The sequence below is a fragment of the Stenotrophomonas daejeonensis genome, assembly GCF_001431505.1.
Taxonomy (GTDB): domain Bacteria; phylum Pseudomonadota; class Gammaproteobacteria; order Xanthomonadales; family Xanthomonadaceae; genus Stenotrophomonas; species Stenotrophomonas daejeonensis.
Genome location: NZ_LDJP01000087.1, coordinates 1 through 23,345 on the forward strand (window position 1 = coordinate 1; position 23,345 = coordinate 23,345).

At 69.7% G+C, this 23,345-nt stretch carries 25 protein-coding genes and 1 pseudogene; 15 read left to right on the top strand and 11 right to left on the bottom strand.

The genetic code is table 11. From position 1 onward, the window contains the following. The first annotated feature begins 207 nt into the window (after positions 1-207). Positions 208-1,584: an amino acid permease gene (locus ABB34_RS13380; RefSeq protein ID WP_083490216.1), complete on the top strand. Its 1,377-nt coding sequence runs from the start codon at positions 208-210 to the stop codon at positions 1,582-1,584. A 207-nt stretch (positions 1,585-1,791) separates the two neighbouring features. Next, positions 1,792-2,055 carry a hypothetical protein gene (locus ABB34_RS13385; RefSeq protein ID WP_057641868.1) on the top strand — a complete coding sequence of 88 codons (264 nt, stop codon included), beginning with the start codon at positions 1,792-1,794 and terminating at the stop codon, positions 2,053-2,055. 66 nt (positions 2,056-2,121) lie between these two features. Here the strand turns inward: ABB34_RS13385 and dinG are convergent, their stop codons facing one another. From dinG to aroE, 3 genes are all read right to left on the bottom strand, one after another. Next, positions 2,122-4,221, bottom strand: a complete 2,100-nt coding sequence (gene dinG / locus ABB34_RS13390; protein WP_057641870.1) for an ATP-dependent DNA helicase DinG — start codon at positions 4,219-4,221, stop codon at positions 2,122-2,124. Positions 4,222-4,573: 352 nt separating this feature from the next. Further along, entirely contained in the window at positions 4,574-4,924 is a 351-nt protein-coding gene (locus ABB34_RS13395; protein ID WP_057641872.1) for a hypothetical protein, read from the bottom strand. A gap of 5 nt (positions 4,925-4,929) precedes the next feature. Continuing rightward, on the bottom strand, positions 4,930-5,778 hold the full coding sequence (gene aroE / locus ABB34_RS13400) for a shikimate dehydrogenase (RefSeq protein ID WP_057641873.1): 849 nt from the start codon (positions 5,776-5,778) through the stop codon (positions 4,930-4,932). A gap of 127 nt (positions 5,779-5,905) precedes the next feature. On the opposite strand from aroE, the gene hemN reads away from it, so the two are divergent. Further along, positions 5,906-7,309, top strand: a complete 1,404-nt coding sequence (gene hemN, locus ABB34_RS13405) for an oxygen-independent coproporphyrinogen III oxidase (RefSeq protein WP_057641874.1) — start codon at positions 5,906-5,908, stop codon at positions 7,307-7,309. 37 nt (positions 7,310-7,346) lie between these two features. Beyond that, entirely contained in the window at positions 7,347-8,102 is a 756-nt protein-coding gene (locus ABB34_RS13410; protein ID WP_057641876.1) for a helix-turn-helix domain-containing protein, read from the top strand. Between the two features lie 69 nt (positions 8,103-8,171). On the opposite strand, the gene ABB34_RS15480 is transcribed toward ABB34_RS13410, so the two are convergent. Further along, entirely contained in the window at positions 8,172-8,384 is a 213-nt protein-coding gene (locus ABB34_RS15480) for a hypothetical protein (RefSeq protein WP_083490217.1), read from the bottom strand. A 642-nt stretch (positions 8,385-9,026) separates the two neighbouring features. Between ABB34_RS15480 and ABB34_RS13415 the strand changes: the two genes are divergently transcribed. From ABB34_RS13415 to ABB34_RS13460, 10 genes are all read left to right on the top strand, one after another. Next, positions 9,027-11,303 carry a nitric-oxide reductase large subunit gene (locus tag ABB34_RS13415; protein WP_057641877.1) on the top strand — a complete coding sequence of 759 codons (2,277 nt, stop codon included), beginning with the start codon at positions 9,027-9,029 and terminating at the stop codon, positions 11,301-11,303. 147 nt (positions 11,304-11,450) lie between these two features. Then, the gene (locus ABB34_RS13420; protein WP_057641879.1) at positions 11,451-12,707 is read left to right on the top strand and encodes an NnrS family protein; all 1,257 of its coding nucleotides are present in this window, start codon (positions 11,451-11,453) and stop codon (positions 12,705-12,707) included. 14 nt (positions 12,708-12,721) lie between these two features. Beyond that, positions 12,722-13,135: a SirB2 family protein gene (locus ABB34_RS13425; protein WP_057641895.1), complete on the top strand. Its 414-nt coding sequence runs from the start codon at positions 12,722-12,724 to the stop codon at positions 13,133-13,135. After that, entirely contained in the window at positions 13,120-13,386 is a 267-nt protein-coding gene (locus ABB34_RS13430; RefSeq protein WP_057641881.1) for a DUF2249 domain-containing protein, read from the top strand. The genes ABB34_RS13425 and ABB34_RS13430 overlap by 16 nt, the downstream gene beginning before the upstream one ends. Continuing rightward, complete coding sequence (locus ABB34_RS13435; RefSeq protein ID WP_057641882.1) at positions 13,383-14,621, top strand: hypothetical protein; 1,239 nt, start codon at positions 13,383-13,385, stop codon at positions 14,619-14,621. Before ABB34_RS13430 ends, ABB34_RS13435 begins: the two co-directional genes overlap by 4 nt. Before the next feature lie 144 nt (positions 14,622-14,765). Beyond that, entirely contained in the window at positions 14,766-15,842 is a 1,077-nt protein-coding gene (nirK, locus tag ABB34_RS13440; RefSeq protein WP_083490218.1) for a copper-containing nitrite reductase, read from the top strand. A 7-nt stretch (positions 15,843-15,849) separates the two neighbouring features. Further along, entirely contained in the window at positions 15,850-16,623 is a 774-nt protein-coding gene (locus tag ABB34_RS13445) for a formylglycine-generating enzyme family protein (RefSeq protein WP_057641884.1), read from the top strand. Further along, positions 16,620-17,210: an SCO family protein gene (locus tag ABB34_RS13450; RefSeq protein WP_057641886.1), complete on the top strand. Its 591-nt coding sequence runs from the start codon at positions 16,620-16,622 to the stop codon at positions 17,208-17,210. The genes ABB34_RS13445 and ABB34_RS13450 overlap by 4 nt, the downstream gene beginning before the upstream one ends. 33 nt (positions 17,211-17,243) lie before the next feature. Next, a complete protein-coding gene (gene azu / locus ABB34_RS13455) occupies positions 17,244-17,699 on the top strand; it encodes an azurin (RefSeq protein WP_057641897.1) in 456 nt (151 codons plus the stop codon). 65 nt (positions 17,700-17,764) lie between these two features. Continuing rightward, positions 17,765-18,004, top strand: a complete 240-nt coding sequence (locus ABB34_RS13460; RefSeq protein WP_057641887.1) for a hypothetical protein — start codon at positions 17,765-17,767, stop codon at positions 18,002-18,004. A gap of 105 nt (positions 18,005-18,109) precedes the next feature. Here ABB34_RS13460 and ABB34_RS13465 read toward each other — a convergent pair whose 3' ends face one another. The 4 genes from ABB34_RS13465 to ABB34_RS13480 all read right to left on the bottom strand — a co-directional run bounded on the left by ABB34_RS13465 (position 18,110) and on the right by ABB34_RS13480 (position 20,657). After that, a complete protein-coding gene (locus ABB34_RS13465; RefSeq protein WP_057641888.1) occupies positions 18,110-18,385 on the bottom strand; it encodes a hypothetical protein in 276 nt (91 codons plus the stop codon). 1 nt (position 18,386) lies between these two features. Next, positions 18,387-19,376, bottom strand: coding sequence for a porphobilinogen synthase (hemB, locus tag ABB34_RS13470; RefSeq protein WP_057641889.1), 990 nt, complete (start codon positions 19,374-19,376; stop codon positions 18,387-18,389). Between the two features lie 23 nt (positions 19,377-19,399). Beyond that, positions 19,400-20,314, bottom strand: a complete 915-nt coding sequence (locus ABB34_RS13475; protein WP_057641890.1) for a bestrophin family protein — start codon at positions 20,312-20,314, stop codon at positions 19,400-19,402. Between the two features lie 94 nt (positions 20,315-20,408). Beyond that, positions 20,409-20,657 carry a hypothetical protein gene (locus ABB34_RS13480; protein ID WP_057641891.1) on the bottom strand — a complete coding sequence of 83 codons (249 nt, stop codon included), beginning with the start codon at positions 20,655-20,657 and terminating at the stop codon, positions 20,409-20,411. 111 nt (positions 20,658-20,768) lie between these two features. Here ABB34_RS13480 and ABB34_RS13485 point away from each other — a divergent pair, with 111 nt between their 5' ends. Continuing rightward, positions 20,769-21,185, top strand: a complete 417-nt coding sequence (locus ABB34_RS13485; RefSeq protein WP_057641892.1) for a hypothetical protein — start codon at positions 20,769-20,771, stop codon at positions 21,183-21,185. Between the two features lie 89 nt (positions 21,186-21,274). Here ABB34_RS13485 and ABB34_RS13490 read toward each other — a convergent pair whose 3' ends face one another. The 3 genes and pseudogenes from ABB34_RS13490 to ABB34_RS15560 all read right to left on the bottom strand — a co-directional run. After that, positions 21,275-22,462 carry a glutathionylspermidine synthase family protein gene (locus ABB34_RS13490; protein WP_057641893.1) on the bottom strand — a complete coding sequence of 396 codons (1,188 nt, stop codon included), beginning with the start codon at positions 22,460-22,462 and terminating at the stop codon, positions 21,275-21,277. A gap of 4 nt (positions 22,463-22,466) precedes the next feature. Then, positions 22,467-23,036 (bottom strand): DUF1190 domain-containing protein, encoded by a 570-nt coding sequence (locus ABB34_RS13495; RefSeq protein WP_057641898.1) that lies wholly within the window; start codon positions 23,034-23,036, stop codon positions 22,467-22,469. Between the two features lie 98 nt (positions 23,037-23,134). Further along, positions 23,135-23,345: pseudogene (locus ABB34_RS15560) on the bottom strand (hypothetical protein); the annotation flags it as partial.

The window sequence follows — 23,345 nt, forward strand, 5'->3', positions numbered from 1 at the left end:
CAATGGAGTCCCGATGGTTCGGACATCATTGCCTCCGTTCGCCCCTCATCCGCCCCTTCGGGGCACCTTCTCCCGCAGGGAGAAGGGAGCGTGCCGTCAATCGGAGAAGGATAAAGCGATCGACCCACAAAGGATTGCTGCAAGCGCACGTATCCAGCGCAAGCGCTGCGGTATCGTGTCGCCCTTTCCGCCACCCGAAGCCTGCCGATGTCCGCCAATCCGTCCATTGCAGCCGCCCCGCCGTCGCAGAAGCTGGAGCGCGCGCTCAAGCCGCGCCAACTGATCATGATGGGCCTGGGCAGCGCGATCGGCGCCGGCCTGTTCCTTGGCTCGGGCGTGGGCATCCAGGCCGCGGGACCGGCGGTGCTGCTGTCCTACCTGGTCGCCGGCACGCTGGTGATCATCATGATGCACGCGATGGGCGAGATGGCCGCCGCGCGCCCGGCCAGCGGCGCGTTCTCGGTGTATGCCGCCGACGCGCTGGGCGCCACCGCCGGGGCCACCATCGGCTGGCTGTGGTGGGTGCAGCTGGTGATCGTGATCGCCGCCGAGTCGGTGGGCGCGGCGGGGCTGCTGGCGACGCTGTGGCCGCAGCTGTCGGTGCCGCTGACCTCGCTGGCGTTCATGCTGGCGTTCACCGCCATCAACCTGATGGGCGTGCGCAACTACGGCGAGTTCGAGTTCTGGTTCGCCATCCTCAAGGTGGTGGCGATCGTCGCCTTCATCCTGGTCGGCATCGCCCTGCTGGCAGGGCTGCTGCCGGGCGCGGCCTCGCCGGGGCTGTCCAACGTGCTCGGCCACGGCGGCTTCGCGCCGAAGGGGCTGGCCGGCGTCGGCGCGGCGCTGCTGGTGGTGGTGTTCGCCTTCGGCGGCACCGAGATCGTGGCCGTGGCCGCGGCCGAGACCCAGGACCCCGAGCGCAGCCTGGCGCGCGCCATCCGCACCGTGGCCTGGCGCATCCTGGTGTTCTACATCGGTTCGATCGGGGTGATCATCGCGGTGGTGCCGTGGACCAGCGAGGCGCTGAAATCGCCGTTCGCGGCGGTGCTGCAGGTCGCCAACATCCCCGGCGCGGCCACCGCGATCACCCTGATCGCGGTGATCGCGCTGCTGTCGGCACTCAACGCCAACCTCTACGGCGCCTCGCGGATGATCCATTCGCTGGCCGCGCGCGGCGAGGCACCGCGCGGGCTGGCGCGGGTCAGCGCCCGCCAGGTGCCGGTGCTGGCGGTGCTGGCCAGCGTGCTGTTCGGCTTCGCCGCCACCGTGCTGGAGCTGCTGTACCCGGACAAGGTGCTGCCGGTGCTGCTGAACGTGGTCGGCTCCACCTGCCTGCTGGTGTGGACCATCACCCTGGTCTCGCAGCTGATCCTGCGCCGCCGCGCCGAGCGCAACGGCACCCCGCTGCCGTTCCGCATGGCCGGCTTCCCGTACCTGACGGTACTGGCACTGGCGATCCTGGCGCTGATCTTCGTGCTGCTGCTGGGCACCGCCGCCACCCGCGTGCAGTTCCTGTCGATGGCCGCGCTGACCGCCGCCATCGCCGTGGCCAGCGGCCTCGCGCGGCGCCTGCGCAGGGGCTGAAACCGCCCCGCAGGCCGCCTGTCCGCGGGGGCGGCGCATCCGCCCCCGCCCGTCCCTCAAGCCCGCTTCCGGCAGGCCGCTATCGGAGCGGCGGGCCCGGGTTGCCGTGCCCGGCCATCGGCCGGATCGCCAAAGGCATTGACGCCGGCCCCGACAACGATTCCACTTGCCCGCAGATCACGACCCCACGCCCCATACCGCAACGCCATGACCGACCTCGAAGACCTCATCCAGCGCGCCATCGACCCTTCGGCCGTCAAGCTGGAAGGTACCTTGACCAACCCGCCGTCGTTCGGCGTCTACCTGATCGAGGACACCGACAACGGCAGCCGGCACTACCGCTTCGGCAACCACCCGGTGCGCATGCACGAGCTGGAGGACAAGTTCGGCGGCTGCGAGCTGGAATACCTGTTCCTGTCGCGCGAGGAAGCCGCGGCGGTGACCTCGGCGCTGAACAAGCGCGAGGAGTAGTGCCGGCCGCCGGCCGGCAACCTCGCATCACCCGACATTCATGCAGTTGCCGGCCAGCGGCCGGCACTACCCGATCACCCGCCTGAACGGCGGCAGCGCGTCGATGATGCGCTTGCCGTAGCGGCGCGTGAGCAGCCGCGAGTCGAGGATGATGACGCGGCCGGTGTCGGTGGAGGTGCGGATCAGGCGCCCGGCGAACTGCGTCAGCGTGCGCAGTGCGTGCGGGATCGCAATCAAGTTGAATGAATTGAGGCCACGGCTCTCGAACCATTCGCTCAGGGTCGAGGTCTGCGGGTCGGTCGGCACCGCGAACGGCACCTGGGTGATGACCACCGTGGTGCAGGCCTCGCCCGGCAGATCCAGCCCCTCGCCGAACGAGTTCAGCCCGAACAGCACCGAGCCCTCCCCGGCGGCGGTGCGGCGCAGGTGCTCGTCGATCATCTTCTGCTTGGCGCCCTCGCCCTGCACCAGCACCTTCCTGCGCAGGCTGGCCGGCATCAGCTCAGCCACCTTCTCCATCTTCCAGCGCGAGGTGAACAGCACCATGCTGCCCTTGTCCCAGTCCAGTTCGGCAGCCAGATACTTCGCCACTTCCTTCGGATGGCGCTCGCGGTCGTCCGGCGTCACCGGGAATGGCGGCACCACCAGTTGCGCCTGATTGGGCAGGTCGAACGGCGAGGCCAGCGACACCATCTCCGCTTCCTCGGGGATGCCGTTGTCGATCGCCAATGACTGGAAATCGCCGCCGCCGGTCAGGGTGGCCGAGGTCATCACCACCGAATCCACTTCGTCCCACAGCAGCTTGCGCAGCACCATCGCCGCCGACACCGGCGAGCAGTGCAGCACGTGCTCGCCGTCGCGGGTGAGCGTGATCCAGCGCGCCATCGGCGGCTGGCCCTCCTTGTCCTCGCGCCGCCAGCCGGCCCACAGGTCGTACTGCTGCTGGATCATCTCCAGCGCCATGCCGAGGCTACGTTGCAGGCGCTCGTGGCCGGCGTCCTCGGGCTTGGCCTTGGCGACCTGCGAGGTCGCGGCGGTGGCCCAGTTCAGCAGGCTGCGGGTTTCGTCGGCCAGTTCCTCGATGGGCTGTTTCCACGCCTCGGGCAGGCGGCCGTTGGCGGCGCGCCACAGCGGCTCGCGCTCGTCCGGCGCCGGCGTCCACACCTGCGCGATGCCGTCGGCGAAGGCCTTGAGCAGCTTGCTGACGCGCGCGGCGACCTCGATGGCCTCGTTCGGCAGCAGGTTGCCCAGCTTGTCCTTGTCCACCGCGCGGTAGGCGGCGGCGATGATGATCTGCAGGCGCCCGGTGCGCCGCGCCATGTCGTCCAGCGGCAGGCTGGCCGCGCCCTGGTCGATGGCGACGTTGCCGACGTGGTGGCCTTCGTCCAGCACCAGCAGCATGTCGGCGGGCGCGGCGATCAGCGGCTGGCCGTTGTCGCTTTCGCCAATGGACAAGGCCGACAGCAGCAGCGCGTGGTTGGTGACCACGATCTGCGCCTCGCGCACCTCGCTGCGCGCGCGCAGCACCGGGCATTGCGCCGAATACGCGCAGCGGCGGCCGGCGCAACCGGAGGCCGGCGTGGTGATGCGCACGCGCAGGCCGGGGCTGACGTTTTCCGGCGCATTGTCGAGATCGCCGTTCCAGCGGCCTTCGCCGAAGGCGCGCACCAGCTTGCCGGCCACCTCCATCTCGATCGGCGCCAACGGCCGGTCGTGCAGCAGCACCTCGTCGCCGAACATGCCCTCCTGCGCGCCCTCGCCCTGCGCCTCGGCGGCATTGCGCGTACACAGGTAGCGGGTGCGGCCCTTGGCCAGCGCCACCGTGGCCTGCAGGCCGGTGGCCTTCAGGAAATTGGGAATGTCGCGCTCGACCAGCTGCGACTGCAACGCCACGGTGCCGGTGCTGATGACCAGCTTCTTCTTCGACGCCAAGGCAATCGGCACCCCGGCGGTGAGATAGCCCAGGCTCTTGCCGACGCCGGTGGGTGCCTCGACCACGCCCACGCCGCCGGTGGCCAGCGCGCGCGAGGCCACCCCGATCATCTGGCTCTGCGAGCGGCGCGTGCTGAAGCCGGGGGTATTGGCCTGCAGCTTCGCGTAGGCGTCGCGGATGGCCGTCTTCACCTCTTCGGTCAACGCCCGCGGCGCTTCCACCTTCTCCGTCACGCCGATCCGCCGCCTGCTCCGTTCAAGGCCGGCATTTTCCCACAACGACCCGCATGCCGTAGGTGCCGGGCTTGCCCGGCACGGGCCGCACCATGAAGGCCCCATGCGGGGCAAGCCCCGCATCTACGGACAAGCAGCGCAGGAATGCGCAGGGAATACCCATGCAATTGAACGAAGGCGACGTGGTCGGGATCGTGCACGCGCTGGGCGGCGGCTGATTTCCCTTGCCGCTCGTAGGTGTGGGGCTTGCCCCACACGGGGCCTTGCCGGGGAAGCCCCATGCGGGGCAAGCCCCGCAGCTACGAGAAGCAGGCTTTCCCGGTAGAACCCCATCGCGCACCAAGGTGCGCTCCTACGGTCGGGTTGCGTTTCCGCGCAGCGCCCGCACCAGCGCCCAGGCCAGCAGCACGAAGCCGGCCGCCTCCAGCAGCGACAGCGCGAAGTGGGCCGCGCCCAGCATGGTGTTGAGCGCGCCGATGCGGTCGAAACTTCCGGCGGCGATCATCAGCAGCGGCAGCACCGACAGCACCCCGCCCAGCAGCGTCGCCGCCATCAGCAGCGACAAGGCCCACAACGCCGCGGTGCGCGCCACCGCCTTCGGCGCGCCGCCCAGCAGCACCAGCGCCACGCCCAGCGCGATCAGCACCGGCAGGCGGTAGCCGATCGACACCAGCAGCGTGGTCAGCAACTGCGTGTTGTCCACGCCGCTCAGTCCGCCGTGACCAGGGTACTGGCGCGCTCGCGCAGCTCGGCGTAGACCGCATCGGTGTCCGGGCGCACGCCGTGCCACAGCCGGAAGCTCTCGGCCGCCTGCTCGACCAGCATGCCCAGCCCGTCGAAGCTGTTGCGGCAGCCGGCCGCGCGCGCCCAAGCCAGGAAGGCGATCGCCGCGCCGCCGTAGTTCAGGTCCACCGCGGTGGTCAGGCTGTTGACCAGCGACAGCGGCAGCTGGAACGCGGCGTCCTTGTCGCGGCCGGCGGAGGTGGCGTTGATGACCAGTTCGAAATCGCCCTGCTCGCGCAGGTCCTCCCAGTAGGCGGAAATCGCCCGCCCCGGCTCGGCCATCGCATCGACCAGCGCATCGGCGCGCGCCGGGCTGCGGTTGGCGACGACCAGTTCGAGGATGCCGGCGTCCAGCAGCGCCGGGGCGATGCCGCGCGCGGCGCCACCGGCGCCCAGCAGCAGCACGCGGCGGCCGCGCAGGTCCAGGCCGTGGCGGCCGGTGAGGTCGCGCACCAGGCCGATGCCGTCGGTGTTGTCGCCATGCCAGCCATCGCCCTTGCGCAGCAGGGTGTTGACCGCGCCGGCCCGGTGCGCGCGCGAGGTGGTGGTGGCGCACAGCGCGAACGCCGCTTCCTTGTGCGGCAAGGTGACGTTGGCGCCCACGCCGCCCTCGGCGGCGAAGGCCTCCAGCGCCGCGGCGAACTCCTGCGGCGACGCCTCGATGGCGCGGTAGTCCAGCGCGATGCCCTGCGCCCTGGCAAACGCGGCATGGATGTGCGGCGACTGCGAGTGGGCGATGGGTTGGCCGAAGACGGCATAGCGGGCGGCGCTCATGGGGCTCCTTTGCATGGTCTGGGATCGCGTCCCGGTCGATTCTAGCGCGCGCCATCCGAGGCCCGGCGGCGGCCTCGATTGACCCACGTCAAGGACAACCCCGGCGCCCGCACCTAGTCTGCCGGGCATGGCCAGCCTTTCCTCCCTGTTCGACCCCGAGCTGCTGCGGCGCTACGACACGCCGGGGCCACGCTATACCTCCTACCCGACCGCGCCGCAGTTCTCCTCGACGTTCGGCGAGGCCGACCTGCGGCAGATGGCCGCCGTCAGCAACGGCGACCCGATCCCGCGGCCATTGTCCCTGTACCTGCACATCCCGTTCTGCACCAGTCCCTGCTTCTACTGCGGCTGCAACCGCATCATCACCCGCGACACCGCGCGCGGCGCCACCTACCTGACCCGGCTGTACCGCGAGGTGGCGATGACCTCCACCCTGTTCGACCGCGACCGCGACGTCGAGCAGGTGCACTTCGGCGGCGGCACCCCCAACTTTTTGTCGCCGGCGCAGATCGCCGAAGTGATGGACGTGCTGCGCCGGCATTTCTCCTTCGCCGCGCCGCAGCGGCTGGACTGCTCGATCGAGTTGGACCCGCGCTTCATCACCCCCGAAGAGGTCGGCGAACTGGCCGCGGCCGGCTTCAACCGCGCCAGCCTCGGCGTGCAGGATTTCGACCCGGAGGTGCAGCGCGCGGTCAACCGCATCCAGAGCGTGGAGCAGACGCTGGACATCATCGACGCCTGCCGCCGGCACGGCCTGCAGTCGGTCAACGTGGACCTGATCTACGGCCTGCCCAGGCAGAGCATCGAAGGCTTCTCGCGCACCCTGGACATCACCCTGGAGGCGCGCCCGGACCGGCTGGCGATCTACAGCTACGCGCACCTGCCGTCGATGTTCCGCCCGCAGCAGCGCATCCACGCCGAGGACCTGCCGACGCCGGAAACCAAGCTGGCGCTGCTGCAATGCGCCATCGACAAGCTCGGCGAAGCCGGCTACGTCTACATCGGCATGGACCATTTCGCCCTGCCCGGCGACAGCCTGGCGGTGGCGCAGCGCAACGGCAGCCTGCACCGCAACTTCATGGGCTACACCACCCACGCCGAAAGCGACCTGCTGGGGCTGGGGGTGAGCGCCATCAGCCACATCGGCCCGAGCTTCAGCCAGAACCCGCGCGACCTGCTCAGCTGGGAGAAGGCCATCGACCAGGGCCACCTGCCGGTGTGGCGCGGCATGCGCCTGGAAGAGGACGACGTGATCCGCGCCGACGTGATCCAGCAGCTGATGTGCCACGGCGCGCTGGACTATGGCGACCTCGGCCGCCGCCACGTGATCGACTTCCGCCAGTATTTCGCCGAGGCCCTGCAGCGCCTGCAGCCGCTGCGCGAGGACGGGCTGGTGGAACTGGACGAGGGCAGCCTGCGCACCACCTCGCGGGGACGGCTGCTGTTGCGTATCATCGCCATGTGCTTCGACCGCTACCTGCCCACTGCTGCTGCCGCCACGGCAACCCCCCGCTTCTCGCGCACGGTGTGAACGCGCACGGCGTGACGATTCCGTCGGGAGCGGCCGCATGACCTCGCCGTTGGTGTTTCCGCGCACCGACGTCAGCGTGCTGGCCGACGACGGCGACGCGCTGACCTTCTGCTCGACCTGCGCGTTCTCGCAGGCCTGCCTGTCCGAGGGCATGGACAAGGGCGCGCTGATGGACCTGCACGTGCTGGTCGAGCACGTCGGCCCGCTGCACCCGGGCGAGCACGTGTTCCGCGAGGGCGACCCGTTCGGCGCCATCGCCGCGGTGCGTGCCGGCACGGTCAAGACCTACCAGATCGACCGCAACGGCCACGAGCAGGTGCTGGGCTTCCACCTGCCCGGCGAGGTGATCGGCCTGAACGCGATCCACGACGACCGCTACCCATGCAACGCGGTGGCGCTGGACACGGTGATGCTGTGCCGGTTCTCCTTCCCGCGGATCGCGCTGCTGGCCGCGCGCCTGCCCAACCTGCAGCAGCACCTGTTCCGGCTGATGAGCCGCGACATCGGCATCGCCTCGCTGTTCGCGCGCGACAACACCGCCGACGAGCGCATGGCGGCGTTCCTGATCGGCCTGTCGCGGCGGCTGGCGGCGCGCGGTTTCTCGCCGCGCCGGTTCCAGCTGACGATGACCCGCACCGACATCGCCAACTACCTGCGCCAGGCGCCGGAAACGGTGAGCCGGGTGCTGCGCCGGTTCGAGCAGGACGGCCTGCTGCACATCAAGCAGCGTGACGTGGAAATCATCGACCTGCCGCGGCTGGAAGCGCTGGCGCTGACCGTGCTGCGCGATTGAGTGTGTCGGGGCGATGCCCCTGTGCTTTTGGTGGATCCGGCATCACGCCGTCGGGGGCGTAGCCCCGACCTACGCATCTGAACACGCCCGGCGCTGGCCGTTGCCGTTGCCGTTGCCGTTGCCGTTGCCGTTGCCGTTGCCGTTGCCGTTGCCGTTGCCGTTGCCGTGATTTTGCTTTTGCTCCTGCGCTTTTGATCTTCCGGGTTCCCTTCCGCAGCGACGGAGCCGACGGACAAGACCCCGCAGGGGCGACGTGCACGGATGCACGTCGTTTTTCGACACGACATGGATGTCGTGTCGAAAAATCCCGGCGGCGGAGTGGACCCGCGGCACGCAGTGCCGTGGGCGCGGAGGCAGGGCGTGCTTTCTTTTGGCTACCTTTTCTTTGCACGAGCAAAGAAAAGTAGCTCGCTCCCCGAAAGGGGAGCGAAAGCCTTTGCCATTGCCTTTCCCAAGCAGAAGAGAAGCAACGACGAAAGCCGAAGCAAGCGCTTTAAAGCAGAGCTTTCACTCCTGCTTCGCAGGAGCGAGTCACTTTTCTTTGCTTGTGCAAAGAAAAGTAACCAAAAGAAAGCACGGCCGGGACGCGAGCCGATGCGGCTGCGCCGCATCGGTCCCCTGCGCTCCTCGCGGGCCGGGGGGACGGCGCACAACTCGCTTCGCTCAAACACGTGCGCCTCTTCGCCCCCCGTCCCGCTGCGGTGCTCGGCTCGCTCTACGGCAGGGGAAGTCAAAAGCCCCAAAGCAACAGCCGTAGCAAAAGCAAAAGCCAGAGCCAAAGCTGAGCGGTTGCCGGCGACCTGCCTCACCGCCGCCCGGCAACACGCTGGCAGGCACTCAATCCCCCCGGCTTGACCTGTGTCATGGAGGCCCCCGTGGGCGCCGCCGATGATGCCCGCACTTCCCCGAGGAGAGAGATGCACCATGAATTCCACACGCAAGCTGTGGGCAGGGCTGGCCGTCCTGCTCATTGCCTCGTTCGCCGTCCTGCTATGGGTCGGCAGCGAGATCAACCACAAGGCCCCGCCACTGCCGGCCAAGGTGGTCACCACCGCCGGGCAGGTCGTCTTCGACCGCGCCGACATGGAGCAGGGCCGCCAGGTCTGGCAATCCTTCGGCGGCCAGCAGCTGGGCTCGATCTGGGGCCACGGCGGCTACGTGGCCCCGGACTGGGGCGCGGACTGGCTGCACCGCGAAGCCGAGACCCTGATGGACATCTGGGCCAGCCGCGAAGCCGGCGTGGACAGCTACAAGCAGCTGGACGAACCCACACAGGCGGCCTACATCAAGCGCGTGCAGAAGGAACTGCGGCCCAATACCTATGACGCCAACGACGACGCGATCTACATCAGCGCCGACCGCGCCGAGGCCATCGCCAAAGTCGCCGCGCACTACGAGAGCCTGTTCGGCAACGCGCCGGAGACGGCGCAGCTGCGCGAGGCCTACGCCATGCGCAACAACACCGTGGCCGACGCCGAAGGCCGGCAGAAGCTGACCGCCTTCTTCTGGTGGACGGCCTGGGCCTCGGTGACCGAGCGCCCCGGCTCGGACATCACCTACACCGCCAACTGGCCGTCCGACGAGCTGGTGGGCAACAAGGTCACCTCCGACGCCTTCATCTGGACGGTGTTCAGCGTGCTGTTCCTGATCGGCGGCGTCGGCCTGCTGGGCTGGCACTACGCGGCCAACCACGGCGACGAAATGGCCCCGGTGCTGCCCAGGACCGACCCGCTGGCGGCGGTCAAGGTCACCCCGTCGATGCGCGCCACCGCCAAGTATTTCTGGGTGGTGATGGCGCTGTTCCTGGTGCAGATCCTGCTGGGCGCCACCACCGCGCACTACCAGGTGGAAGGCCAGGAGGCCTACGGTTTCGCATTGTCCGAGTACCTGCCCTACGCGCTGACCCGCACCTGGCACACGCAGCTGGCGGTGCTGTGGATCGCCACCGCGTGGCTGGGCATGGGCCTGTACATCGCCCCGGCCATCTCCGGGCATGAACCCCGGTTCCAGCGGCTGGGCGTGAACTTCCTGTGGACGTGCCTGATCATCATCGTGGTCGGTTCGTTTGCCGGCCAGTGGTTCGCGGTGATGCAGAAGCTGGGCCTGCAGCACAACTTCTGGTTCGGCCACCAGGGCTGGGAATACGTGGACATGGGCCGCTTCTGGCAGGTGTTCCTGTTCATCGGCCTGCTGCTGTGGCTGCTGCTGGTGGGCCGCGCGCTGTGGCCGACCCTGACCCGCAAGGGCGAGACCCGCTCCATCGTGATGCTGCTGTTCCTGTCGGTGGTGGCGATCGGCCTGTTCTATGCCGCCGCGCTGATGTGGGGCGAGCACACCCACATGTCGATGGTCGAATACTGGCGCTGGTGGGTGGTGCACCTGTGGGTGGAAGGCTTCTTCGAGGTCTTCGCGGTGGCGGTGATGAGCTTCCTGTTCGTCAAGCTGGGCCTGCTGCAGGCACGCAGCGCCACGGTGGCGGTGCTGTTCGCCACCATCGTGTTCATGGCCGGCGGCGTGCTGGGCACCCTGCACCACCTGTACTTCAGCGGCACGCCCAACTCGGTCATCGCCCTCGGCGCGAGCTTCTCGGCGCTGGAAGTGGTGCCGCTGGCCTACGTCGGCTTCGAGGCGTGGCACAACTACAAGCTGGGCAAGGCCACGCCGTGGATGGCCCGCTACAAGTGGCCGATCATCTTCTTCCTGGCCGTCTCGTTCTGGAACCTGGTGGGCGCCGGCCTGTTCGGCTTCCTGGTCAACCCGCCGCTGTCGCTGTACTACATGCAGGGCCTGAACCTGACCGCCACGCATGGCCACACCGCGCTGTTCGGCGTGTACGGCATGCTCGGCATCGGCCTGATGCTGTTCTGCCTGCGCGGCATCAAGGCCGAGGTGGTCTGGAACGAGAAGCTGCTCAAGGCCGCCTTCTGGACCCTGAACATCGGCCTGGCCGGCATGGCCGCCTTCACCCTGCTGCCGCTGGGCATCCTGCAGTTGGCCGCGGTGCTCAAGCATGGCTACTGGTACGCCCGCTCGGCCGAGTTCATGCAGCAGCCGATCGTGGACATGCTGGTGTGGATGCGGGTGCCGGCCGACACGCTGTTCAGCGTGGGTGCGCTGATGCTGGCCTGGTTCGTACTGCGCCTGTGGGTGGCGCCGCGCAAGGCCGCGGCCCTGCCGGTGGGCCAGGCCGACCAGGCCTGACCCGGGCGCCGGCACCCCGCCCCGGGGTGCCGGTCCAGCGCAGCAATGAAACCGGAAGAGCCGCGCAAGCGGCTCTTCCGCGTTTCGCGGCCGGCGAACCTGACCCACGTCAAGGCATGCCCGCGGCGTCGGCGGCATCCTGTGCGCATGAAAATCGACATCATTCCCCCGCCCGATCCGCGCGCCACGCCGCCGCTGCGCGGGCTCTCCCCCTCCTGGCTGGCGCAGGCGCCGCACCGGATGATGTTCTTCGTCGGCGCCGGCAACGTGCTGCTGGCGATGCTGTGGTGGGCGCTGTGGCTGCTGGCCATGCGCTGGGGCGGCTGGACCATGCCCGAAACCTCGGTCTACGCCGGCTGGCTGCATGCCCTGCTGATGCAGTACCTGGTGCTGCCCAGCTTCATCTTCGGCTTCCTGCTGACGGTGTTCCCGCGCTGGATGGGGCTGCCCGACCTGAGCCGCTGGCACTACGTGCCGGTGGGGCTGGGGCTGATGGGCGGGCAACTGGCGATCCTGCTCGGCACCGCAGGCTGGCAGGCCGGCATCAGCGTGGGCCTGCTGCTGGCGCTGGGTGGCTGGACCAGCGCGCTGCTGTCGCTGGGCCGGCTGCTGGCCGACGAAAAGGGCCGCACCTGGCACGCCCGCTCGTGCTTCGCCGGCCTGCTGCTGGGCTGGCTGGGGCTGGTGATGTTCATCGCCTTCACCCTGGGCGCGCCGGCGAACTGGGCCTTCGCCAGCATCAAGCTGGGCAGCATCGGCCTGCTGCTGCCGGTGTACATGACCGTGGCCCACCGCATGTTCCCGTTCTTCGCCGGCAACGTGGTGCCGGGCTACCGCGCATGGCGGCCGCTGTGGTGGCTGGGCGCGATGTGGGCGCTGCTGATGGCGCACCTGGGGCTGGAGCTGGTGCATGCCTATGCGTGGCTGTGGCTGGCCGACCTGCCGCTGCTGCTGTTGTCCGCGCTGGCGGTGTACCGCTGGTGGCCGCGCGGGCGCATGCCCGGCATCCTGGCGGTGCTGTTCATCGGCACCGCATGGCTGCCGGTCACCTTCGCCCTGTACCTGGTGCAGAGCTTCACCTACCTGGGCAGCGGCGAGTTCGTGCTCGGCCGCGCGCCGATGCACGCGCTGTTCATCGGCTTCTTCGGCAGCCTGCTGGTGGCGATGGTGACGCGGGTGACGCAGGGCCATTCCGGGCGGCCGATGGTGATGCCGAAGGTGGCGTGGTTCGCCTTCGCCGCGTTGCAGGCGGTGGCGGTGATGCGCATCGTCGCCGACATCGCGCCCGACGCGATGGCCTGGCAGGCCGCGGCCGCGGTGGGCTGGCTGCTGGCGCTGGCGCCATGGGTGGGCCGCCTCGGCTGGATCTACCTGAGCCCGCGCGCCGACGGCCGGCCGGGTTGAGTACGATGCTCGGCATGATCACCTTCTACCCCGACATCAAGCTGGTGCACATCGCCTCGGCGCTGGCCAGCGGCGGCCTGTTCGCGCTGCGCGCGCTGGCGATGCTGGCCGGCATGCGCTGGCCGCGCCTGGCCGCGGTGCGCTACCTGAGCTACACCATCGACACCGTGCTGCTGACCGCGGCGATGATGCTGTTGACCATCATCGCCAAGAACTTCCCCGCCGGCTTTTTCGGCAACGGCTGGCTGTGGGTGAAGATCGGCTTCCTGCTCGGCTACATCGGCCTGGGCATCGCCGCGTTCCGGCCGAAACTGGCCACCGCCAAGCGCGCGCTGCTGGTCGCCGCGGCGCTGCTGTGCTTCGCGCAGATCTACGGCATCGCCCGCACCCACCACCCGCTGGGCTGGCTGCTGTGGCTGGTGGGCTGACGCCGCTGCGGCTGGACCTGCGCCAGCTGCCGGCGCCGGAACCGATGCAACGCATCCTCGACCAGTTGCAGACGCTGCCCGCCGGGCAGCTGCTGCTGGCGTTGACGCCCTTGTACCCGGCGCCGCTGCTGCCGATCCTCGCGCAATGGGGCTTCGTCTGGTACGTGCACGACGCGCCGGGCGGCGGCGCCCGCATCGCCATCTGCCATGCCTCCGACCGGCACCTGCTCGACACGCCGCCGGCGGCATGAGCGGGCTGGCATTCACCCAGGCGCCCGCACCGGCGCTGCCGATGCGTTTCCTGCTGGTGGCGCAGGCGTGGGGCATGGTCGCCGGCCTGTGGCTGGCGTGGCAGGGCGAGGTGGCGCTGGCCTCACGCTGGACACCGGCGACGCTGGTACTGGTGCACATGCTGGCGCTGGGCCTGCTGGGCAACGCGATGCTGGGCAGCCTGGTGCAGTTCCTGCCGGTGGCCGCGGCCAGCCCGCTGCCGGCACAGCGCTGCGTGCCGTGGTTGCAGGCCGCCTTCAATGCCGGCGTGGGGCTGTTGCTGCTGGCGCTGGCCACGCCGCTGCGCTGGCTCGCGCCCGTTGCCGCCGTGCTGCTGGGCGGCAGCCTCGCCGCGTTCGCGGTGCTGGCGCTGGTGGCGCTGTCGCGCGGCAACGGCGAACGCGCGGTGCGCGACGGCATCGGCATGGCCGTACTGGCGCTGCTGGCGACGCTGGCGCTGGGACTGGTGCTGCTGGCCGCACGCAGCGGCTGGCACACGCCGGTATCGCCCGGACTGGTGAACCTGCACGCCATCGTCGGCGGCGTCGGCTGGGTACTGGGCCTGCTGGTTGCGGTGGGCAGCGTCACCCTGCCGATGCTGCAAGGCACGCGCGCGATACCGCCGTCATGGCTGCGCGGGGCGCAGGCCGTGGTGCTGGCGGCGCTCGCCATCGCCGTCGCTGCGTGGAGCGGCGTGCTGCCGGACGCCACATGGCGCGGCATGGCCGTGCCGTTCGCACTGTTCGCCGCCGGTGTGCTGCTGGTGCAGTCACGCACGCAGTACCAGCGCAATCCGCTGCTGCGCCGGTTCTGGCGCTGGGGCGGCATCGCCCTGCTGGGCGGCGGCGCGGCGGCGCTGCTGCCGGGTGGACACGTGCTGCTGGGTGGCGCGCTGGTGCTCGGCATCGGCCTGCCGTTGCTGGTGGTCGGCATGGCGCTGGAAATTACCGGCTTCCTGACCTGGATCGCGCTGCGCCAGCGGGTGGCACGCGGCACCCGCGTGCCCGGCGTGGGCAGCCTGTTCGACGAGGCGGCGAAGCGGCGGGTACTGCATGCGCACCTGCTGGCGGCCACGCTGCTGTTGCCGGCCGTGTTCGCCCCTGCTTTTTCCTGCATCGCCGGCATCGCGCTGGCCATCGCGTACGCGCTGGGGCTGCACGCGCAATGGCGCTGCTGGCGGCAGGTGCGCCACGGTTTTTCGACTACCCCACGCTGACCGCGGATGCAGGCTTGACGCAGGTCAAGCAGCGGTGCGTTGGCGCCTTGCGCGGCCCCTGAATTGATGCAAATCAACGAGGCGATTCGCGTGCGCTCCTAACGTAGGTCCCGTCAACCAACGACGCTACTTCAGGAACGCGCCATGAGACGCTTGCAGCACCACGTACTGTCCTACGCCCTCGCCAGCGGCATCGCCGCGATGTTCGCCGCGCCGGCCTTCGCCGCGCCCAAGGCGCCGGCCGCGGCCCCCGCCGCGCAGCTGGAAACCATCCACGCCGTGCTGACCGCACCGCCGATGGTGCCGCCGCCGATCACGCGCAAGACCCCGGCCAAGGTCGTCGTCGACCTGGAGATGGTCGAGAAGGAAATGCGCATCGCCGACGGCGCCACCTACAACTTCTGGACCTTCGGCGGCTCGGTGCCGGGCAGCTTCATCCGCGTGCGCAAGGGCGACACGGTCGAGTTCAAGCTGAAGAACCACCACAGCTCGCACGTGCCGCACAACATCGACCTGCACGCGGTCACCGGCACCGGCGGCGGCGCCGAGGCCACCAACACGCTGCCGGGCCATGAAACGCAGTTCACCTTCAAGGCGCTCAACCCGGGCCTGTACGTGTACCACTGCGCGATGGCGCCGGTGGGCATGCACATCGCCAACGGCATGTACGGCCTGATCCTGGTCGAGCCGGAGGAAGGCCTGGAGCCGGTGGACAAGGAGTTCTACGTGATGCAGGGCGACTTCTACACCGAAGGCGCGCACGGCGACCCGGGCCTGCAGTCCTTCAGCCTGGAGAAGGCCATCGACGAGCACCCGACCTACGTGGTGTTCAACGGCTCGGAAGGCTCGCTGACCGGCGACAACGCGCTCACCGCCAAGGCCGGCGAGAAGATCCGCATCTTCGTCGGCAACGGCGGCCCGAACCTGGTGTCCAGCTTCCACGTCATCGGCGAGATCTTCGACAAGGTCTACTTCGAAGGCGGCAGCAAGTACCAGGAGAACGTGCAGACCACGCTGGTGCCGGCGGGCGGTTCGGCCATCGTCGAGTTCAAGGCCGACGTGCCGGGCAACTTCGTGCTGGTGGACCACAGCATCTTCCGCACCTTCCACAAGGGTTCGCTGGGCATCCTCAAGGTCACCGGCGAGGAGAACCACGAGATCTACACCGGCCAGCAGCACGACCGTGAGTACCCGGAAGGCGAACCGCAGGGCGGCAGGTAACCCGGCGATGGAACGGATGCGGCCACTGCTGCTCGCCCTGGCCCTGGCACCGGCGCTCGCCGGCGCCAGCGGCCCGGAACCGGGCTACCGGATGCTCGACGGCGGCGCGTTCCATTCCTCGGTCCGCTTCGAGGACGCCACCGGCCTGGTGCCGGTGGCCCCTTACCAGCTGATGCAACACCCGGTGACGAATGCGCAGTTCGCCGCGTTCGTCGCCGGACACCCGCAATGGCGGCGCGACCGCATCCCGGCGCTGTTCGCCAGTCCCGGCTACCTCGGCCACTGGGAAACGGCCGACGGCCCCGGTGCCACGGTTGCCGCCGACGCCCCGGTGGCCCACGTGAACTGGTATGCCGCCGACGCCTATTGCCGCGCGCAGGGCGCACGCCTGCCGACCTTCCTGGAATGGGAGTTCGCCGCCGCCGCCGACGCCACCCGCTTCGACGCCCGTGACGACCGCGCCTGGCGCCTGCGCCAGATCAACGACGGCACCCCGCGCGCCATCGACGCCGCCGCCGACGCACCGGCCAACGCCTGGGGCATCCACGGCCTGCACGGCGCCAACTGGGAATGGAGCGGCGACTTCACCTCGCTGCTGGGCGACGGCGACCGCCGCGGCCAGGAGGATGGCGAGGCGCTGCGCTTCTGCGGCGCCACCGCGCTGGCCTTCAACGACCCCGGCGACTACGGCGTGGTCAAACGCTTCGTCCTGCTGTCTGCCCTGCAACCATCCAGCACGCTCGGCAACCTCGGTTTCCGCTGTGCAAGGAGCCAACCATGAAATCCTCCTCCCTCCTGCTGGCCCTCGCCCTCGGCATGGCCGCCCTCGCATCGCCGGTCCGCGCCGCCGACACCACCGCGCCGGCGTTGCCGGGGCAATCGCTGTACCACCTGCAGGCCGGCTTCACCGACCAGGACGGCCACGCCCTGCAATGGCACGACCTGCGCGGACGCCCGCAGCTGGTTTCCATGCTGTACACCAACTGCCACCTGATGTGCCCGCTGATCGTCGAGAACGCCAAGGGCGTGCAGAAGCAGCTCACCCCGGCGCAGCGCGAAAAACTCGGCATCGCCATGCTCAGCCTCGACCCGGCACGCGACACCCCCGCGGTGATGGCCGACATGGCCGGGCGCCACCGCGTCGGCGACGGCTGGCGCTTCCTGCAACCGGACGCCGACGACGTGCCCGCCCTGGCCAACGTGCTCGACGTGCGCTACCGCTTCCGCGAGGACGGCAGCATCAACCACACCAGCGCGCTGGTATTGCTCGACGCCGACGGCCGCATCCTCGCCCGCAGCGAAGTAAGCAGCGCCGTCCCCGACCCGGCCTTCATCGACGACGTCCGCAAGGCGTTGGCCGGCGGCTGACCTACCCGTTTCCTGCACCTCATGGAGCACGACATGAAACTTTCCCGCCCCCTCCTCGCCCTTGCCCTGCTCGGCGCCGCCGGCATGGCCCAGGCCGCCGGCAACTGCACCATTTCGCTGAAGGGCGACGACGCCATGAAGTTCGACCTGCGCGAGGCCACCGTGTCGGCCAGCTGCGCCACCGTCACCGTCGAACTGACCCACACCGGCAAGCTGCCGGTGGCCGCGATGGGCCACAACGTGGTCATCACCCCCACCGCCGACCTGGCCGCCGTGGCCCGCGATGGCGTCAAGGCCGGCACCGCAAACGACTACGTGGCCAAGGACGATGCCCGCGTGATCGCCCACACCGCCTTGATCGGCGGCGGCGCCACCACCCGCGTCAGCTTCCCCGGCCGCAAGCTCGCCGCCGGTGGCGACTACAGCTTCTTCTGCAGCTTCCCCGGCCACTCCGCGCTGATGAAGGGCAAGCTGGTCGTCACCAACTGACCCGTCCGCCGCGCGCTGCCATCACCTCGCAGCGCGTACCTCCCCGCTTTTTCCGGAATACCGCAATGGAATACGTCATCCGCCTCGGCGACACCCCGGCCGACCTGGCCGCCATCGAACAGCAGTTGCTGGAGATCGACCCGGCCGCCCTGATCGACCACGACCCGGCCACCGCCACCCTGCGCTGCTCCACCTGCGCGCTGGAAGTGGAACTGCTGCCGGCACTGGCCCGCGCCGGCCAGCGCCTCGCCCCCGGCGCCATCGAGCTGCAGCCCTCGGTGTGCTGCGGCGGCTGCAGCGGCTGAGTGCAGACGGGGCTTGCCCAACATGCGGTTGATTCCGTAGGTCGGGGCTACGCCCCCGACGCTCCGGACATCAAGGATCCCCCATGTCGGGGGCGTGGCCCCGACCTACGGGGTGCGCAGCACCTCGGCGCGGCGGCGCTCGTACTCGGCGTCGCCGATCCGGCCGCTCTGCCGCAGGCCGGCCAGTTCGCGCAGCCGCGCTTCCACCTCCGGCGCCGGCGGCGATTGCCGCTGCAGGCGCTCGGCCGCCGAGGGCAGTTCCGGCGGACGCCGCAACGCGCGCAGCACGGCGACGACCAGCCCGCCGATCACCAGCGCGAACACCGTCACCCCCGCGATCCACACCACCCACTGCCAGGGCTGCATGCCGGGCGCGTCCATCTCAGGCTTCCTTCAACCAGCGCGCGATCTGCGGCGCGTAATAGGTCAGCACGCCATCGGCGCCGGCGCGCTTGAAGCCGATCATCGTCTCCATCACGCACTTGCGCTCGTCCAGCCAGCCGTTGGCGGCGGCGGCCTTGAGCATCGCGTACTCGCCGCTGACGTGGTAGGCGAAGGTCGGCACGCCGAACTCCTGCTTCACCCGCCACACGACGTCCAGGTACGGCATGCCCGGCTTGACCATCACCATGTCCGCGCCTTCCTCCAGGTCCAGCGCGATCTCGCGCAGCGCCTCGTCGCCGTTGGCCGGGTCCATCTGGTAGGTCTTCTTGTCGGCCTTGCCGAGGTTGCCGGCGCTGCCCACCGCGTCGCGGAACGGGCCGTAGAACGCCGAGGCGTACTTGGCCGAGTAGGCCATGATGCGGGCGTGGATGTGGCCGGCTTCGTCCAGCGCATCGCGGATCGCGCCGATGCGGCCGTCCATCATGTCCGAGGGCGAGACGATGTCCACGCCGGCCTCGGCATGCGACAGCGACTGCTTGACCAGCGCCTCGACGGTGACGTCGTTGAGCACGTAGCCGCGCGCGTCGATGATGCCGTCCTGGCCGTGGGTGGTGTACGGGTCCAGTGCCACGTCGGTCATCACCCCCAGCTCGGGGAAACGCTGCTTCAACGCGCGCACCGCACGCTGCGCCAGGCCATCCGGGTTCCAGGCCTCGGCCGCGTCCAACGACTTGCGCGACGCGTCGAGCACCGGGAACAGGTCGATCACCGGCACGCCCAGCTGCAAGGCCTGCTCGGCCTCGCGCAGCAGTTCGTCGATCGACAACCGCTCCACACCCGGCATCGACGCCACCGGAGCGCGGCCGGGCAGCTCGTGCACGAACACCGGCCAGATCAGGTCGTCGGCGGTGAACACGTGCTCGCGCATCAGCCGCCGCGAGAATTCATCGCGGCGCATGCGGCGGGGGCGGTAGCGGGGGTGGAACATGGCGGTACTCCGGTACGTTGAAGTCATTGCAGCAGGTAGCCCTGCGGTTGCAGCGGCTCGGGCAGCGGGCGCTCGCCCAGTGCGTCGAGCACGTCGATCTCGATGGTGCGCACCATCGCGTCCAGCGGCAGGTCGTTGGCTTCCAGCCCGAACGGTTCTTCCAGCTCTTCGCCCACCTGGTCCAGGCCGAAGAACGCATAGGCCAGCAGCATCGACACCACCGGCGTGGCCCAGCCCAGTGTGCCGGCCAGGCCGAACGGCAGCAGCACGCAGAACAGCCACACGCAGCGATGCAGCAACAGGGTGTAGGCAAACGGCAGCGGCGTGCCGGCGATGCGCTCGCACGCGCCCTGCACCGACGCCAGCGCATGCAGGTGCGCCTCGAAGCGGCCGTACAGGTAGGAATCGATCCGGCCGGCGCGCAGCGATGCGGCCAGTTCCGCCGCCACCAGCGCCAGCAGCCCGTCGGGCACGTTGCGCCGCTCGAACGCGGCAAGCTGGTCCGGCTCCAGCCACGGCATCGCCGCGGCGATCTCCTCGCGCCCGCGCAGCTGCGCGGCCAGCGCATGGGAAAAACCGACCAGCGGCCGCGACACCCTGCGCCGCAATGCCGCGTCGGCCGGCAGCAGGGCATTGGCAAGGCGTGCGAAACCGCGCGCCTCGATCAGCAGTTGCCCCCACAGCTTGCGCCCTTCCCACCAGCGCTCGTGGCAGGCGTTGTTGCGGAAGCTCAGGAAGATCGACAGCACCAGCCCGAGCAGGGTGAACGGCGCCACCGCCAGGCCACCGGCGGCGAACGGATGCCACACCTCGGCCAGCAGGGTCGCGCCCACCGCCAGCCCGCCGATCGCCAGCACCCGCGGGGCGATGGCCGGCACGATCGAGCCACGCCGGATGTACAGCAGCTGCCAGCCGCGGGGGCGGGGTCGGATGATCATCGTCGGGGCATTGCGCCTGCAGCGGGTCTCGGGCGCCGGCACCTGCCGCCGGCATGGCCCCGCATTCTACGCCCCGCCGGTGCGCCGGCGGGCTTCAAACGATGCCGCCGCCCAGGCTCAGGCGGACCACCCCGACCACGATGACGATGCCGTTCAGCAGCAGCCCGGCGCGGGCGCGGCCATGCTTGCCGGCATGGGTGAACAGCAGGCCGATGGCGGCGATGATCGCCCCCACCGTCGCGAACGGGATCAGGAACCAGTTGCCCCAGCCCAGCAGCGGGATGAAGGCCAGCAGCATCCACAGCAGCGCCACGATGCCCCATATCAGGCTGACAAGGCCCATTTTCTTTCTCCGTCGGTTGCCGCGCGTGCCCTTGCCGGGAGCCGTGGTTCGCAGGCGATTCAGTGATGGCTGCCGATGATTCACGGACCACCGTCGCCGGGGAGTGAAACCATGAAATTCCCGCTCGTCATCGCACTGGGCATCGCCCTGATTGCCACCGGTTGCGCCAGCACCTCCAGGGTCATGCTGGGGCAGGCGCGCGCACCGGTGGACCCGGCCAGCGTGCAGGTCTATTCCACGCCGCCGGCCGGTGCGATGGAGATCGCCCAGCTCGAATCCTCCAGCGCGGTCGGCTTCGGCACTCAGGGCCAGACCGACGCGGCCATCGCCCGGCTCAAGCGCGAGGCCGCCGCGCTGGGCGCCAACGGCGTGGTGCTGATGGGCGTGGGCGCCGGCGGCTCGCCGGTGGGCATGTCGGTCGGCGCCGGCAGCTTCGGCCGCCACGGCGGCGGCGGTTTGAGCATGGGCATCCCGACCCAGCAGAAGCGCGCGGCCGGCATCGCCATCTGGGTGCCGCCGGAAAGATAGGCGATTACCGGTAGGTCGGGGTTACACCCCCGACGCAGGGACCCGAACGAATGCACGCGTCGGGGACGTAGCCCCGACCTGCGCGGCGATCAGACGTAAATGCGGGTATTGCCCGCCGGCACGTCGTCGATGATCGCGTGCGGCAAAAAGCGCGCGCTGTCGCGGGTGATGCGGCTGTCGTCCTCGCGCACGCCGATGCCGCAGGCGTTGTCGCCCACCACCCAACTGCCGACCAGCGGGTAGTTGCCGGCGAATGCCGGCAACGGATGGAACGCCTGCACGATGCACGGCCCGGCATACGGCCCCTCGCTTTCCTGCCAGCGGCCATCAGGCATGTGCATGGCGACGTTGGCGCCCTCGCGCGAATGCAGCGGCTTGCGCACCCAGCCGGCCGGCAGCGCGCGACCATCGTCGAAATGCGCTTCGAGCAGGTTCGGATGGCCGCGGTGGCGCTGCCACAGCAGCGGCAGGATGCCCTTGTTGCTCAGCACCGCCTTCCATGCCGGCTCCAGCAGTTGCACGCCCGATCCCGGCAGCGCGGCACCGAAGTCCTCGCGCATCAGGTCTTCCAGCGGGTACAGCTTGAACAGGCTGCCGATCACCACGTCATCGAGGTCGGTGAAGCGGCCATCTTCCGACAGGCCGATGTCCTCGATGGCGATGGCCGCGCCGTGCAGGCCGGCCTGTGCCGCGCAGTCGCGCAGGTAGGCCACCGTGCCCTGGTCCTCCTCCGACTCGCGCACCGCGCTGAAATACAGCGGCGGCGGCAGGCGCGCGGCCAGCCCGGCGAAGCGTTCGACCAGCGCCTCGTGGAGGGAATTGAACTGGTCGGCCTGCTGCGGCAGCGCGCCGCGGTTGCGCTGGTCCTCCAGCCACTGCCACTGGAAGAATGCGGCCTCGTACAGCGAGGTCGGGGTGTCGTAGTTCAGTTCGTACAGCTTGGCCGGGCCGTTGCCGTCGTAGGCGAAATCCAGCCGGCCGTAGAGGTGCGGGTCGCCACGGCGCCAGCTTTCGGCGATCCAGTCGCGGAACGGTGCGGGGATCGCCAGCCGTTCCATCAGTTCCTCGCTGGCCACGACGTCGCCGACCAGGTCCAGCGCCATCGCGTGCAGCTCGGCGCTGGGGTCTTCCAGGTCGTCCTCGATCTGGCGCAGGGTGAAGGCGTAGTACGCGGTTTCGTCCCAGTACGGTGCGCCGTCGATGGTGTGGAAGCGGAAGCCACCCTCGGCGGCGCGAGCGCGCCAGTTGGAGCGCTCGGCGATGGCGACGCGCTTCACCGCATCAACCGCCGAAGCTGCCGCGGCCGCGGCTGCTGTTGCCGAAACCGCCACGACGCGCGGTGACGGCACGGTTCGGTTCGGCGTTCACCGGCGCCAGCCCGGCCTTGCCCGCACCGATGCGGCTGGCGGTGTTCAGCCCACCGCTGCCGCCCGGTACCGCCGCCGGCCTGGCCCAGCCGTTGGCCTTGTCGCGGAACGCCGGCTGCGACGCCGGCGGCGCGGCCACCGCACCGGCGCGGCCGTTGAGCATCTGCGACATGAAGAAGCCCATCATCATCGGCCCGACGAACGAATGCCCGGCGCTGGTGCGCTGGGGCACGCACTGCTCGGCCGGGTATTCCTGCGCACATTCCTCGCGGCTGGCGTACTGCGGCGCGGCGTCGGCGGCCTGCTGCTGCGCGGCGGCGAACGCCTGGCGGCAGCTGGACGGATCGCCGGTCGCTTCGCTGCAGGCCTCCACCGAGGTGTACAGCCCTTCCTGCACCTGCACCGTCTGCTCCTGCTGGCAGGCGGTGAACAGCAGCGGCGCGGTACCCATCAGCAGCAGCGCGGTGGTCCTGGAACGCTTCATCATCGTAATCCCATGAAAATCGTAGCCGAATGATGCCCGATCCAGCCGCCGCGGGCATCTGCACGCGCGGGAAAGCCCCGTAGGAGTCAACTGTCATTTCATGCAGAGCTTCCTTTTGGGTACCAAGGCAGGTTGTCGCGCTGCATGGCGTTGAGCATGGTGAGGTACTTGCGCATGCAGGCGGTGACGGCGAGTTTTTTGGGTTTGCCAGCCTCCACCAGCCGTCGGTAGGTTTCGGCCAGCGGTGAGCGCGCCCGGATGGCGGCCCAGGTGGCCATGTACAACACCCACCGGACATGCGGCCGGCCG